The following is a 13,930-nucleotide window of genomic DNA, read 5'->3' on the forward strand; positions in this document are numbered from 1 at the left end:
CCAGTTTCCGGGGTGTCGGCACCAACCCGCGCCGGGTCGGTGCCGACCCACCCCACCGTCGGAGGAGCACACCATGACAACCCAGCGCACCCGGTCACTCGGGCGACCCACCCTGGACGCGGTCGCCGCCCGTGCCGGGGTCGGCCGGGGCACTGTCTCCCGCGTCGTCAACGGGTCACCCCAGGTGAGCCCGGAGGCGCGGGCCGCGGTCCAACAGGCCATCGCCGAGCTGGGCTACGTACCCAACCGCGCCGCCCGCGCGCTGGTCACACAGCGTACGGACTCCGTCGCGCTGGTCGTGTCGGAGTCGGAGGAGCGGGTCTTCGGCGAACCGTTCTTCGCCGGCATCGTGCGCGGCATCAGCTCCGGGCTGCTCGACACCCCTATGCAGCTCTGGCTCGCCATGGCCCAGTCCCCGGCCGAACGGGAACGGGTCGAGCACCACCTCACCCCGCAGCACGTCGACGGCGTACTCCTGCTCTCCCTGCACGACTCCGATCCGCTGCCGAACCTGCTGGAGCAGCGGTCCCTGCCGGCGGTGCTCGGCGGTCGCCCGGCCAGGATGCTGCAACCCGGTGCCCAGGCGGCCTACTTCGTCGACGTGGACAACGCCGGTGGGGCCCGGCAGGCGGTGGAATACCTGGTCGAGCGGGGGCGCACCAGGGTGGCCACGATCGCCGGCCCGCAGGACATGGGCGTCGGCGTCGCCCGGCTCGCCGGCTACCGCCAGGCCGTCCAGGCCAGTGGTCGACCGCTCAGCGAACAGCTGATCGCGTACGGCGATTTCAGTGAGAGCAGCGGCACGGCGGCCATGCGGCGGCTGCTCGAACAGTGCCCGGACCTCGACGCGGTTTTTGTCGCCTCCGACCTGATGGCCTGTGGCGCCCTGCGTGCCCTGCGCGACGCCGGCCGCCGGGTCCCCGAGGACGTGGCGGTCGTCGGCTTCGAAGACGCCCCCATCGCCCGCCAGTCCGACCCGCCCCTGACCACGGTCCACCAGCCGGTAGAGGAAATGGGCCGCCAAATGGCCCGCCTCCTCATGTCCCGAATCCGCCACGAAGACCCCCAAACCCCCCACATCCTCCTAGCCACCCACCTAGTCCACCGCGCCTCCGCCTAACCCCCTCCCCCCTTCCCCCTCCCCCCTCCCTCTCCCCCCGCGTGGCGCCCCCGTCCCCGTCGATCTAGGGCAAATGGGGGTGATTAGAGATCAACAAGCACGTATTTGCCCTAGATCGACGGGGAGAGGGGTGGGGGGGCGGGCCAGCGGCGGAGTTCGCGGCGGGCCAGGGAGGCGCGGTGGACTTCGTCGGGGCCGTCGGCTAGGCGGAGGGTGCGGGCCTGGGACCAGAGGGCGGCCAGGGGAGTGTCCTGGCTGACGCCGGCGGCGCCGTACGCCTGGATCGCCTTGTCGATCACCCACTCGGCCATCGCCGGGGTGGCGATCTTGATGGCCTGGATCTCGGTGTGCGCACCCCGGTTGCCGACCGTGTCCATCAGCCACGCGGTCTTGAACACCAGTAGCCGGGCCTGCTCGATCCGGACCCGCGACTCGGCGATCCAGTCCCGGATCACCCCCTGTTCGGCCAGCGGCCGACCGAACGCGACCCGTTCCGACGTACGTCGGCAGAGCAGCTCCAGCGCCCGTTCGGCCATCCCGACCAGGCGCATGCAGTGGTGGATCCGCCCCGGCCCGAGCCGCGCCTGGGCGATCGAGAACCCGTCCCCGGCCGCACCGACCAGGTTCTCCGCCGGGACCCGTACGCCGTCGAAGTTGACCTCGGCGTGCCCGCCGTGCGCGCCGTCGGTGTAACCGAAGACGGACATCCCGCGCTCGACCGTCACGCCGGGGGTGTTCCGGGGGACCAGCACCATGCTCTGCTGCCGGTGCCGCTCGGCGCCCGGATCGGTCTTACCCATCACGATCAGGATCTCGCAGCGCGGGTCCATCGCCCCGGACGACCACCACTTGCGCCCGGTCACCACGTACTCGTCGCCGTCGCGCTCGATCCGGGTGGCGATGTTGGTCGCGTCCGACGAGGCCACCTCGGGTTCGGTCATGCAGAAAGCGGACCGGATCTCCCCGTCGAGCAGCGGGCGCAGCCAGCGTTCCCGCTGCTCCGGCGTGCCGAACTCGGCCAGCAGTTCCATGTTGCCGGTGTCCGGGGCGGCGCAGTTGAGCGCCTCCGGCGCCAGGTACGGGCTGCGCCCGGTCAGCTCGGCCAGCGGTGCGTACTGCACGTTGGTCAGGCCGGCGCCGTACTCGGGGTGGGGGAGGAAGAGGTTCCACAGCCCACGTTCACGTGCTTTCGCCTTGAGTTCGGCGAGCACCGGCGGTCGGGTCCACGGGTCGGTCGCCCCGGCCACCTGGGCGGCGTACACCGGCTCGGCCGGGTAGACGTGGTCGACCAGGAACTCGTGCAGTCTTGCGTGCAGCTCGGTGGTACGGGCGTCGAATCCGAACTCCATCTGTTCTCCTCCCAGGTCCGGTCCAACCGAGTTCCGATCAGGTCCGGTTCAGCCGAGTTCCGAGGGTTGCGGGAAACCGCCGTGCCACAGGCCGTACCCGAGCAGCAGCGGCACCGCCGGTGCGTACCCGACCAGTAGTAGCCGGCCCAGCCGGGCCCGGGTCGCCCAGCCCCAACCACAGGCGACGATCGCGACGACGAGGCCGAAGACGGCGGTGCCGCCCTCCAGCGAGTTCGTCGCGTGGGTCAGCCCGACCAGCAGCGCCAGCAGGTAGCCGCCGATCCCGCGCGGCGGGTCGGACCGGGCGAAGGTGACGGCCAGCGCGGCGAGGACGAGAGCCGTTCCGGCGTACCAGACGTAGTGCCCGACGATCTCGTCCCACAGGTGCGCCGCCGATCCCGGTGCCACGTTGGCGATCGAGTTCGCGGCCACGTGTACGCCCTTGCCCTCGGCGTAGGCGAGGGCGCCGGCCAGGTAGACCGCCCACACCGTCCGACCCGCGCCGCCGGCCGCGAGCGCCACCGCCGCCGGGACCAGCACCGCGTACGGGACCAGCAGTTCGGCCCAGTCGGCCCACCGGGTCGGCCCGACCGTACCGAGCCCGCCGAGCGCCCCGCCGAGGTGATGCAGCAGCCCGTAGGCGAGCGCGAAGACGGCCAGTGACCGGGGAACGGGGGCGGCCGGTCCGTCGGTCATGGCGTGTTCGCCGGTCACGGCGGGTTTGTCGGACATGACGTCAGGGCCGGGGTACGGCGGTCAGGCCGTGTTCGACCAGCGGGGCCACCATCTCGCCGATCCGGTCGAATCCCTCGCCCACGGTCTGCCCGAGGGTGTGCCGGTAGTGGATGCCCTCGCAGATCACCGCGAGCTTGAAGCAGCCGAGCGCTATGTGCCAGTCCAGCGGGCCGACGTCGACGTCGCTGCGGCCGGCGTACCGCTCGATCAGCTCGGCGCCGGCCGGGAACCCGGCCCGTGGGCCCAGCCCGTCGGCGACCGGGTTGCCGGCCGCCTCGTCCCGGTCACCGAGAACGTCCCAGTACGTCAGCAGCAGCCCGAGGTCGGCCAGCGGGTCGCCGAGGGTGGCCATCTCCCAGTCCAGCACCGCCCGGACGGTCGCCAGCACCGGCTCGTCGCCGGTTGTCCGGGGGCCGGTTGTCGTCGGCTCGGCCACCGCCGGCTCGTTACCGGTTTCCGGCGGGCCGGGCTCGGTCAGCAGGTTGTCCAGGCGGTAGTCGCCGTGCACGATCCGGCCCGCGTTGGCGCCCTCGGGTGCGGTGTCGGCCAGCCGTTGGCGCAGTTCCGCCATGCCGGGCAGGGGCCGGCTGCGGGACTGGTCGAGCTGCCCGCCCCAGCGGCGTACCTGTCGGGCCAGGTATCCCTCGGGCCGACCGAAATCGGCCAGGCCGACCGAGGCGGGTTCGACCCCGTGCAGTACGGCCAGGGTGTCCATCATTGCCAGCGCCAGGCCACGCCGCTGGTGCGGGCTGAGCCGGTCGGTCTGGGCGCGGTCGCGGTAGACCACCCCCGGCACCCATTCCATCAGGTAGAACGGGGCCCCGATCACCGTGTCGTCCGGGCACAGCAGCAGGGCGGCCGGGACCGGCACCCCGGTGCCGGCCAGGGCGGAGATGACCCGGAACTCGCGGGTCATGTCGTGCGCGGTGGCCAGTACGTGGCCCAGCGGCGGGCGGCGCAGCACGAAGTCGCGGGCACCGGCCCGGACCCGGTAGGTCAGGTTGGACCGGCCACCGGCGATCAGCCGGGCCTCCGGTCGCCCGTCGAGCAGATCGGGACGGTGTGCGCGCAGGTGCCCGGCGAGCCGGTCGAGATCCAGACCGGCCGGCGACTCCCGGACGGCGCTGCCCGGCGGCTCGGTCATCCGAACAGTTGATGGCACCTGGGCCAACTTGTCAAGAACGGCTTGTTGCGGCTGGGACATGGTACGGCAACAGGGGCGAAATGGTCAGCGGGCAATCTTGCTTGAGATAAGCCGGCGCGCAGACGCCGCAAGCAGGCGCCCGGGGTTCCCGCGCCGACTCGTCGACGGAGGAACAGACATGCTGCTGAGGGTACGGGTGACCCTGCCAGACCGTCCGGGCGCGCTCGGACAGGTGGCCCGCACGCTGGGCGTGGCGGGTGCCGACATCGTCCAGGTGATCGTGTTGGAGCGGCTCGGTGGGCGAGCCGTCGACGACTTCACCGTGGTCTGGCCCGGTGCGTCCCGGGTCGAACGGCTGATGGCCGGGTTGGCGGCGATACCCGGCGTGCAGGTCGATGGCGTCTGGCGGGCGATCGGCGCGCCCACCAGCGGAGGCCAGGACGCCGAGTTGCTGGCCCAGGTCGCGGGAAACCCGGCCGACGGGCTGGCGACGCTGGTGGACGCCGTACCCGGTCTGTTGGCGGCGGACTGGGCGGCGGCTGCGGTGGTGCCGGCGGACTGGGCGTCTCGGCGGGGTTCGGCGTTCCCCGGGGCGCCCGGTGGGGCACCGGCGGTGGCGTACGCGAGTTGGCGTGCGCCGAGCCCGCTGACCCTGCCGGAGGTGACGCCACTTCGGGCCCGACCCCTGGACGGGCCGGTCGGCACGCACTACGTGGCGGCGCCGTTCGGCCGGGCCGGGCTGGTGCTCATGGTGGCTCGGGTGGATGCGGAGGGCCTGTCGGCGGCAGGTTTCCACATCACCGAGGTGGACCGGGTGGCGCAACTGGTCCGGGCCGCGGCGGTCATTCTCGGTGACCGGCTCGACCTGGTCAGTGCGCCCCCGGCGGCCATCCGTTCGTGACCGCTCGTAACTGACGCGGAGTGACCCGTGAACCCGGCCACCAGCGGGCCGGCCGGATCCGGGAGAGGAGCTGAGATGGCGCTGTGGCGGATCAGGGCGACGGTCGACGACCGGCCCGGCTACCTGGCGGTGTTGACCGCCAGTCTCGCGCTGCGCGGAGTCAACATCCTCACCGTGCAGGTACACACCACCGAGGCCGGCGCGCTCGACGATTTCCTGGTCGACGCACCGGAACGACTGACCGCGGCCGACCTGGTCGCCGCGGTGGAACGCGGACGCGGGCGGGACTGCTGGGTGGCGCGCAGCGAGGCGCGTGGCCTGGTCGACCAGCCGACCCGGGCGTTGGGACTGGCCAGCCGGCTGGTCCGGGACCCGGACGCGCTCGGCGAGGGATTGCGCGCCCTGCTCGGGGCCGATGCGGTCACCTGGCGCCCGGCCCCCGGACAGAGCCGTCCGCAGGCCGGACTGGAGACGATGCGACTGGCCGATCCGGCCGGTGGTTCCTACGAGGTGCTCCGTACGGCACCCGCCTTCACCCCCGCCGAGTACGCCCGCGCCCAGGCGCTGGTCGACCTCGCCGCGAACGTGGTACGCCGTACGGCGGAACAGGTCACCCTGGTCCTGCCGGACGGGGCGGAACTCGTCGTACGACCGGCGGGCCCCGAGGACCTGCCGGCGGTGCTGGCGATGCACGGGCGCTGCTCGGCCCGTACCCGCTGGCAGCGTTATCTGGGCGGGGCCGATCCGACCCCGGACCGGTTGCGCCGGCTGCTGGAACCGGCGCGGGGGATGACCCTGCTGGCCGTGACCGGCGGTGTCGACGGCACCCCGGAACGGGTGGTGGCGATGGCCAACCTGGTGCCCGAGGGTGCCGTGGCCGAGGTGGCGCTGCTGGTCGAGGACGGTTGGCAGCGGCGTGGGCTGGGCGGTGCACTGATGCGCCGGCTGGTCGCGTACGCGAGCCGGGGCGGGTGTGCGGCGCTGGTGGCACACGCGTACGCCGAGAACCTCGGCCTGCTCCGGGTGCTGCACCGGGTCGGCCGGCCGGAACCGGTCGACACCGATGGTGACCTGGTCACCGTCACCCTGCCGTTGAACGGCGCCCAACCGGCCGTCGCGCCGGACGGCGGCGTCGCCCCGACCACCGGGCGGCCTGCCGCCGACCCGGTCGACACCTCCGCCGATTCGGCGGACGAAGACCCCAGCGGCCCGGCTCCGGTGCGGAGCCGGGCCGCCGGAACAGCCTAACTGGGGCGAAAGGGGAGAGGGTTCCTTCCTGTGGGACGGCAGGAAGGGACCCTCTTCCCGGTTCCGGTCGGCAACGGCGGGTCGTCAGTCCAGGCAGAACTCGTTGCCCTCGGGGTCGGTCAGCACGATGAAGCCGGCGCTCAACGGGAGGGCCGGCTCGTCGCGACGTACCCGCGTCGCGCCCAGTGCGACGAGCCGATCGCACTCGACCTCCAGCGCGGCCATCCGCTCCTCGCCGTACAGTCCGGGTGCCGCACGGACGTCGAGGTGGACGCGGTTCTTGGCGACCTTGCCCTCCGGCACCTGCTGGAAGAACAGCCGGGGACCGAGCCCGTTCGGGTCCTCGATGGCCGACCTCGTGTTGCGCTGCTCCTGCGGCACCCCGACCCGGTCGAGATAGTCGTCCCACGCGGCCAGCGGGTCGGCGTCCCCGGCCAGGTCCACGCCGGGCGGGCCGGGGTGGACGTAGCCCAGTGCGTCGCGCCAGAAGGACGACAGCGCCCGTGGGTCGTGGGCGTCGAAGGTGACCTGGATTTGGCGGCTCATCGGGTTGCTCCGCTTTCATCAGCTTCAATGGATTGGCATCGACCGAGGTGCTCGCTGCCCGGCCAGAAAGCCTATCCCCGGCCAGCCGCGAATCCCGTCCCGCGACACGGGTCGCGGGATACCCGATCCGTGCTCGAACGGACCCGGCAGCACGAATCAGCAGGTGAGACGACGTAGGGTCCGGGGGTGGACACAACGACTCCCCGGGTCCTCGTCATCGGGCTCGACCCGTACCGGGTTCCCGGGCCCTGGGATCCCCGGCCGGTCGCCGACGCGATCGCGGTGGGAATCGCTCGATTCGCTGAGCACGGTGTCGGCGTCGAGACCTGCCTGTTCGGCCTCGACGGCAGCGACGACGTGGCGGCGGTCGTCGGCGCCGCCCTGGCGGCTCGACCCTGGGAGTGCGTCGTCGTCGGCGGCGGCGTGCGGACGTCCGAAGACCAGGTGGAGTTGTTCGAGCAGGTGCTCAATCTGATTCGACGACACGCCCCCGACGCGGCGATCGCGTTCAACAGCACCCCGGCGGACACCGTCGACGCGGCCGCCCGCTGGATCGACATTCCCGGAAGACCGACCAGCGCCGGTTAGGTCCTTCGGCGGATCACACTCCACCCGCGGGCGGTGGCCGGCCGTCGACCACATCACCGAACGGTCCGGGTGGACACCGGTGTACGCCCACGCCAGCGACGCCGCCGAGTGGGACGACCACGAGTGGTTTCGTGACGCTCGTACTGCGCCGGAGCGGACCGTCGACGGCTTCCTGAACCCAACCCGGAAACCGGTTCTTCGGCAAATCATCGCTTGACAACCAACGGGGTCCGGCGTGGACGATTCAGCGTGAATATTCTCGTGGTGGGTGGAAGTGGACTGATCGGCGCCCATGTCGTGACCGTGCTGCGCGAGCGGGGTCACACGGTGAGCACGGTGGCGCGTACGGCCCGTCCGGGCGTCGACCACGTACTCGATGTCGGGTCCGCCTCGATCGGGGAACTGCGGCCGTTGCTCGCCGGCCACGACGGCGTCGTGTACGCGACCCGTACGGACGAGCAGCAGCCGCTACCCAAGCCGATCTACCCGGTGTTCCGGCGGGACATCGTCGAACCCGTGGTACGCCTGTTCACCGCCGCCCGCCAGGAGGGTCTCACCCGTGGGGTGCTGATGGGCTCGTACTACACGTACCACGATCGGCTGCACCCGCAGTGGCGGCTCGCGGACCGGCACACCTACATCCGGTGCCGGCTGGAGCAGGCCCGGGAGGGGCGGGTGGCCGCCGGCCCGGAGCTGCCGGTCGCCGTGCTGGAGCTGCCCTTCATCCTCGGCCGGGCCGGGGACCGGCTACCCAACTGGGCCGGTCCGCTGGACCGTTGGGCCCGGTCCCGGGCGCCCCTGGCCGTACCCGTCGGCGGGACCGCCGCGGCCTCGGCACGCAGCGTCGCCGATGTCGCGGTCGATGCCCTGGAGCGGGCCAGCGGTGCGGACATCCCGGTCGCCGACGAGAACCTCACCTGGCACGACATGATCGCCCGTACCGCCGAGGCGGTTGGCCTACCGCGCCGGGTGCGTCGGTTGCCGGCCGGCACCGTACGGGCGTTTCTGCGACTCGGTGGCCTGCTGGCGGCCCTCGGTCGCAAGGAGTCGGGCCTCGATGCGACCCATTTCGCCGACCTCCTGCTGGCCGAGCTGTTCATCGAGCCGACGAGTGGCCGGTCGCTGGACCCGGCGTTCCACGACACCTTTCCCGACACCGGTTCGGTCGAGACCAGCGCAGCCCGGTCGTAGCACTCACCCGTTCACCCCTGCTGGCGTATGTGTCGCGGTGAGGCCGCCCCGCTCGGAAGCTTCCGGAGCGGGGCGTCGCCGCGTTCGAGATCGTCAGGTGGCGGGGTAGCTGTTGTAGTCGGGGAAGTTGCCGTACAGCCGCTGGTCGGGGCCGCCCTGGGTGACCGCGTGCACGAGCAGGTCGCCGCCGACGAACGCGCCCTTCCAGGAGGCGCCGCGCCCACCGAACGGCTCGTCCCGGTCGCCCCGTGAGCGGGGCCGGTTGATGCCGACCTTGAACGCCTGGAGGTCCACCGCGAGCTTGGCCGCCTCGTCCTCGTCGTCGCAGGCGAGACTCGCCACCAGCGCACCGTTGGAGGCGTTCATCGCGGCCAGCAGCTCATCCTCGGTGTCGACCACCACTATCGTGTCCACCGGCCCGAACGGTTCGGCGTGCATCAGTCGGGACCGGCCGGGCGGGGCGAGCAGCACCGCCGGTGCCACGTACGCCGAGGTGTCCTGGCCGTCGAGGAACGGCGCCCCGTCGAGTTTGCCCCGGTGCAGCGGGATCGCGCCGCCGCGTACCGCCTCTTCGACCTTGCGGCGCAGCTCGTCGGCCTTGGCGGTGCTGATCAGTGGACCGAAGTCCAGCTCCGGCAGGGGATCGCCGTCGACCCGGTCGTCACCGACGGCGAGCGGGTGGCCGAAGCGTACGGAGCGGACGACCGGCAGGTACATGTCGAGGAACCCGTCGACCAGGTCCCGCTGCACCACGAACCGGGGGTACGCGGTGCACCGCTGCTTGCCGTACTCGAAGCCCTTTCTCAGGTGTTTGGCCAGCATGTCCCACTGGGAGAACTCCCAGATGCCCCACGCGTTGAGCCCCTCCTGCTCGATGAAGTGTCGCTTGTCGGAGTCGAGCAGCGCGGCGGCGACCTTGCCGCCGTTGGACCGGCCGCCGACGAAGGCCACCGCGCCGATCTCCGGTGCCCGGACCAGCACCTCGGACAGTTCCTCGCCGCCGCCGGAGACCAGGGTGGCCGGCAGTCCGGCCCGGCGCATCAGCGCGTGCGCGACGGTCAGGCAGACCGCGCCGCCCTGGGACGGGGTCTTGGCGATGACCGCGTTGCCGGCGAGCAACTGCACCAGCTCGGCGTGGACCAGCACGCTCATCGGGTAGTTCCAGCTCGCGATGTTGCTGACCGGGCCGGTGAGCGGCTCCCGCCCGTCGGCGAGCATCCGGTCGATCTGCTCGACGTACCAGCGGACGCCGTCGAGCGCCCGGTCGACGTCGGCGCAGGCCAGCCGCCACGGCTTGCCGATCTCCCAGACCAGCAGCAGGGCCAGCAGGTCACGGTGGACGGTCAGCTCGTCCAGCGCCTCGGTGACCCGGGCCTTCCGTTGCGCCAGCGGGGTGGCCGCCCACTCGCGGTGCTCGGCGGCGGCGAACGCGACCGCGGCGCGGGCCGGCTCGGCGCCCAACCGGGACAGGTTGACCAGCACGGTGTTGTCGACCGGGGTACGGACCGGCGTCGGTACGCCGACCGACTGCCAGGCACCCTGGACCAGGTTGCGCAGGGTGACGATGTCGGATGTCGCCGGGTCGAACGCTTCGGGGGTGGTGGTGACCGCGCGGGCGAGGGTTTCCTGCCACCCGGTGCCGTGGGCGAGGCGTAGTGCCATCGCTTCCTCCTGGAGATCGTGACCAGTGGAGCGGCAGCATCGGTGGCACCGCTGACCTGGGCGTACTCTCTCGCGCCGGGCCGGTGGTCGGCAACCGTACGCTCGTATCCCAGGACGGTCGAGCCCACCCGCTGGACGATCACGCCGGTACCGGCGGGCTCAGCCGATCGGGATCAGCCACCGGGCGATCAGCCATTGGCATCGATCGCTCTTCACAAGGCGGCAATGCGGCGGTTACATTGTTGGACATCCATGGGAGCGCTCCCGCGCCTCCGTCGGACCCCACCACCATGCCGCGAGCGCCGCCGGGGCGTCGACATAGCGAAAGGGCGGATGCGCCCACATCCGCCCCTCCAATGTCCTCCGCTACGCGTTGCCGCGCGCGGCTCCACGGACAGGAGCGAGTCTAGTGCTGCCCAGCATCGCGCCGGCCTGGCCAAAAGGTCAACGTGCCCGGCCCACCGGTAGGGTCCGGCCCGGACGGTGGTACCGAACAATCGCCACTTTCGGTTTACTCACGGTAACCGCAGCGGCCCTCCTGGGCGCCGGCCCGACCACCCGCCCCGCCACCGCCGCACCCGTAGCCGCGTCCGGTACGGCGGTCGCCGCGCCGGCGTACAACTACGCCGAGGCGTTGCAGAAGTCGCTGTACTTCTACGAGGCCCAGCAGAGCGGCCGGCTACCCGACTGGAACCGGGTCTCCTGGCGCGGCGACTCCGCGCTCACCGACGGCGCCGACGCCGGCCTGGACCTCACCGGCGGCTGGTACGACGCCGGCGACCACGTCAAGTTCGGCTTCCCGATGGCGTTCAGCGCCACCATGCTCGCCTGGGGCGCGGTCGAGTACCGCGACGGCTACGCCGCCTCCGGCCAGCTTCCGCACCTGCTCAACAATCTGCGGTACGTCAACGACTACTTCATCAGGGCACACCCGTCGGCGAACGTGCTCTACGGGCAGGTCGGCAAGGGCGACGACGACCACAAGTGGTGGGGACCGGCCGAGGTGATGCCGATGGCGCGGCCCGCGTACAAAATCGATGCTAGCTGTGGCGGCGCGGACCTGGCCGGGGAGACGGCCGCCGCGATGGCCGCCTCCTCGATCGTGTTCCGGCCCACCGACCCGACCTACGCCGACCGGCTGGTCAGCCACGCCCGCCAGCTCTACACCTTCGCCGACACCGTGCGCCGCGCCTATCACGAGTGCATCACCGACGTGACCAGCTACTACCGCTCGTGGAGCGGTTACCAGGACGAGTTGGTCTGGGGCGCGATCTGGCTGCACCGGGCCACCGGCGAGGCCGCCTACCTGGCCAAGGCCGAGGCCGAGTACGACCGCCTCGGCACCGAGCCGCAGTCCACCACCCGGCTCTACAAGTGGACCGTGGCCTGGGACAACAAGCAGTTCGGCACGTACATCCTGCTGGCCAACCTGACCGGCCGGCAGAAGTACGTCGACGACGCCAACCGCTGGCTCGACTACTGGACCGTCGGCGTCAACGGCGAGAAGGTGCGCACCTCACCAGGTGGGATGGCGGTGCTCGACACCTGGGGTGCGCTGCGCTACGCCGCCAACACCGCCTTCGCCGCCCTCGTCTACGCCGACCGGACCACCGACACCGCGCGCAAGACCCGCTACCACGACTTCGCGGTCAAGCAGATCAACTACGCGCTCGGCGACAACCCGCGCAACTCCAGCTATCTGATCGGCTTCGGCGCCAACCCGCCCCGCAATCCGCACCACCGCACCGCGCACGGCTCCTGGTGGGACAGCCAGACCGTACCGGTGGAAACCCGGCACGTGCTCTACGGCGCGCTCGTCGGCGGCCCGTCCGCGCCGAACGACGCCTACACCGACAGCCGGGGCGACTACGTGATGAACGAGGTCGCCACCGACTACAACGCCGGTTTCACGTCCGCGCTGGTCCGGCTCTTTTCCGAGTACGGCGGCAGCCCGCTCGCCAGCTTCCCGCCGACCGAGACACCGGACATCGACGAGCTGACCGTCGAGACCACGATGATGCAGAACGAGACCCGTTCCACCGGCATCAAGGCCATCGTCTACAACAAGTCCGCCTTCCCCGCCCGTGCCCTCAAGGCCGCCACGTTCCGCTACTACTTCCGCCGCGAGGGCACCAGCGCCATCGAGGTGACCAGCGGATACACCCAGGGCTGCCCGTCGCCCACCACCGCCCGCCAAGCCTCCGGCGACCTCTGGTACGTCGAGGTCAACTGTGCCGGTTACACGATCGCCCCGGCCGGTCAGTCGGCGCACCGGATGGAGGTGCAGTTCAAGATCGGCGTACCGGAGGGCGGAACCTGGAACCCGGCCAACGACCCGTCCTACCAGGCCACCGTCGGGCCGAACCCGAACGTCCCGCTCTACGAGGGTGGCGTACGGGTCTGGGGCACCGAGCCCGGCCCGACCACCCCGGACACCACCGCGCCGACCGTACCCGGCACCCCGGTCGCCTCGGCGGTCACCGCCACCGGCGCGACGCTGGGCTGGACCCCGTCCACCGACACCGGCGGCAGCGGCCTGGCCGGTTACGACGTCTACCGGGAGGCGGGTGCCACCGACCTGCTGGTCGGCTCACCGGTCGGCGCGTCGCTGGCGGTGACCGGGCTGACCCCGGCAACCGCGTACGCGTTCTACGTCGTCGCCCGTGACGGCGCCGGCAACCGGTCGACCGCCTCCGCCCCGGTCACGTTCACCACCGCCCCCGGCGGCGGCGACACCACCCCACCCGGTACGCCCGGCACCCCGACCGCCTCGGCGATCACCTCGACCGGCCTCACCCTGACCTGGACGCCCTCCTCGGGCGGGGACCTCGCCGGCTACCGCGTCTACCGGGAGGCGGGCGCCACCGACGTGCTGGTCGGCTCACCGGTCGGCACGTCGCTGGCGGTGACCGGGCTGACGCCGGCCACGGCGTACCAGTTCTACGTCGTCGGGGTGGACCTGGCCGGCAACGTCTCGGCCGCGTCGGCACCGGTCAGCGTGACCACACTGCCGAGCGCTCCGGCCGGGCCGTGCGCGGTCACCTACACCACCAGCGACTGGAGCAACGGCTTCACCGCCACCGTCACCATCCGCAACACCGGCGGCACCGCGCTCACCGGTTGGACGCTGGCGTTCGCGTACGCCGCCGGCCAACGGGTCAGCCAGGCATGGTCGGCCACCGTCACCCAGACCGGCACCTCGGTCACCGCGACCAACCTGTCCTACAACGGCACCCTGGCACCGGGCGCCTCCACCAGCTTCGGTTTCAACGCCACCCACACCGGCACCAACCCCCGCCCCACCACCTTCACCGTGAACGGCTCCCCCTGCACCCTGTCCTAACCCCGCGCCGCCCCGCCGTCCACCCCCGTCCGGCTTCGGTGCGCTGATACAGAGAATGAGTGGTTATCCGCCGCCGGATAGCCACTCATTCCCTGTATTAGCG

10 protein-coding genes and 1 pseudogene are annotated in these 13,930 nt (G+C 71.8%); 6 read left to right on the forward strand and 5 right to left on the reverse strand.

Translation table 11 applies throughout. The annotated features are described in order from the left end of the window. Positions 1 to 73 precede the first annotated feature (73 nt). Positions 74 to 1,120 carry a LacI family DNA-binding transcriptional regulator gene (locus OG792_RS08135; protein WP_329108611.1) on the forward strand — a complete coding sequence of 349 codons (1,047 nt, stop codon included), beginning with the start codon at positions 74 to 76 and terminating at the stop codon, positions 1,118 to 1,120. 110 nt (positions 1,121 to 1,230) lie between these two features. On the opposite strand, the gene OG792_RS08140 is transcribed toward OG792_RS08135, so the two are convergent. The 3 genes and pseudogenes from OG792_RS08140 to OG792_RS08150 form a co-directional block, all read right to left on the reverse strand. Continuing rightward, a complete protein-coding gene (locus tag OG792_RS08140) occupies positions 1,231 to 2,469 on the reverse strand; it encodes an acyl-CoA dehydrogenase family protein (protein ID WP_329108612.1) in 1,239 nt (412 codons plus the stop codon). Positions 2,470 to 2,517: 48 nt separating this feature from the next. Beyond that, positions 2,518 to 3,201, reverse strand: coding sequence for a hypothetical protein (locus OG792_RS08145; protein WP_329108613.1), 684 nt, complete (start codon positions 3,199 to 3,201; stop codon positions 2,518 to 2,520). Positions 3,202 to 3,205: 4 nt separating this feature from the next. Further along, a pseudogene (locus tag OG792_RS08150) lies at positions 3,206 to 4,306 on the reverse strand (phosphotransferase family protein); the annotation flags it as partial. 220 nt (positions 4,307 to 4,526) lie between these two features. Here OG792_RS08150 and OG792_RS08155 point away from each other — a divergent pair. Both OG792_RS08155 and OG792_RS08160 read left to right on the forward strand, forming a co-directional pair. Then, on the forward strand, positions 4,527 to 5,249 hold the full coding sequence (locus tag OG792_RS08155) for an amino acid-binding protein (protein WP_329108615.1): 723 nt from the start codon (positions 4,527 to 4,529) through the stop codon (positions 5,247 to 5,249). A gap of 75 nt (positions 5,250 to 5,324) precedes the next feature. Next, positions 5,325 to 6,497, forward strand: coding sequence for a GNAT family N-acetyltransferase (locus tag OG792_RS08160; RefSeq protein WP_329108616.1), 1,173 nt, complete (start codon positions 5,325 to 5,327; stop codon positions 6,495 to 6,497). 84 nt (positions 6,498 to 6,581) lie between these two features. Here OG792_RS08160 and OG792_RS08165 read toward each other — a convergent pair whose 3' ends face one another. Then, the gene (locus OG792_RS08165; protein WP_329108617.1) at positions 6,582 to 7,043 is read right to left on the reverse strand and encodes a VOC family protein; all 462 of its coding nucleotides are present in this window, start codon (positions 7,041 to 7,043) and stop codon (positions 6,582 to 6,584) included. Between the two features lie 186 nt (positions 7,044 to 7,229). On the opposite strand from OG792_RS08165, the gene OG792_RS08170 reads away from it, so the two are divergent. Further along, positions 7,230 to 7,631 (forward strand): hypothetical protein, encoded by a 402-nt coding sequence (locus tag OG792_RS08170; protein ID WP_329108618.1) that lies wholly within the window; start codon positions 7,230 to 7,232, stop codon positions 7,629 to 7,631. A gap of 249 nt (positions 7,632 to 7,880) precedes the next feature. Then, positions 7,881 to 8,822: an NAD-dependent epimerase/dehydratase family protein gene (locus tag OG792_RS08175; protein WP_329108619.1), complete on the forward strand. Its 942-nt coding sequence runs from the start codon at positions 7,881 to 7,883 to the stop codon at positions 8,820 to 8,822. Between the two features lie 93 nt (positions 8,823 to 8,915). Here the strand turns inward: OG792_RS08175 and OG792_RS08180 are convergent, their stop codons facing one another. Then, positions 8,916 to 10,484 (reverse strand): aldehyde dehydrogenase family protein, encoded by a 1,569-nt coding sequence (locus OG792_RS08180; RefSeq protein ID WP_329108620.1) that lies wholly within the window; start codon positions 10,482 to 10,484, stop codon positions 8,916 to 8,918. Between the two features lie 538 nt (positions 10,485 to 11,022). Here OG792_RS08180 and OG792_RS08185 point away from each other — a divergent pair. Then, complete coding sequence (locus OG792_RS08185; RefSeq protein WP_442932451.1) at positions 11,023 to 13,827, forward strand: glycoside hydrolase family 9 protein; 2,805 nt, start codon at positions 11,023 to 11,025, stop codon at positions 13,825 to 13,827. The last annotated feature ends 103 nt before the right edge of the window (positions 13,828 to 13,930 follow it).

It is taken from the genome of Micromonospora sp. NBC_01699, assembly GCF_036250065.1.
GTDB lineage: Bacteria > Actinomycetota > Actinomycetes > Mycobacteriales > Micromonosporaceae > Micromonospora_G.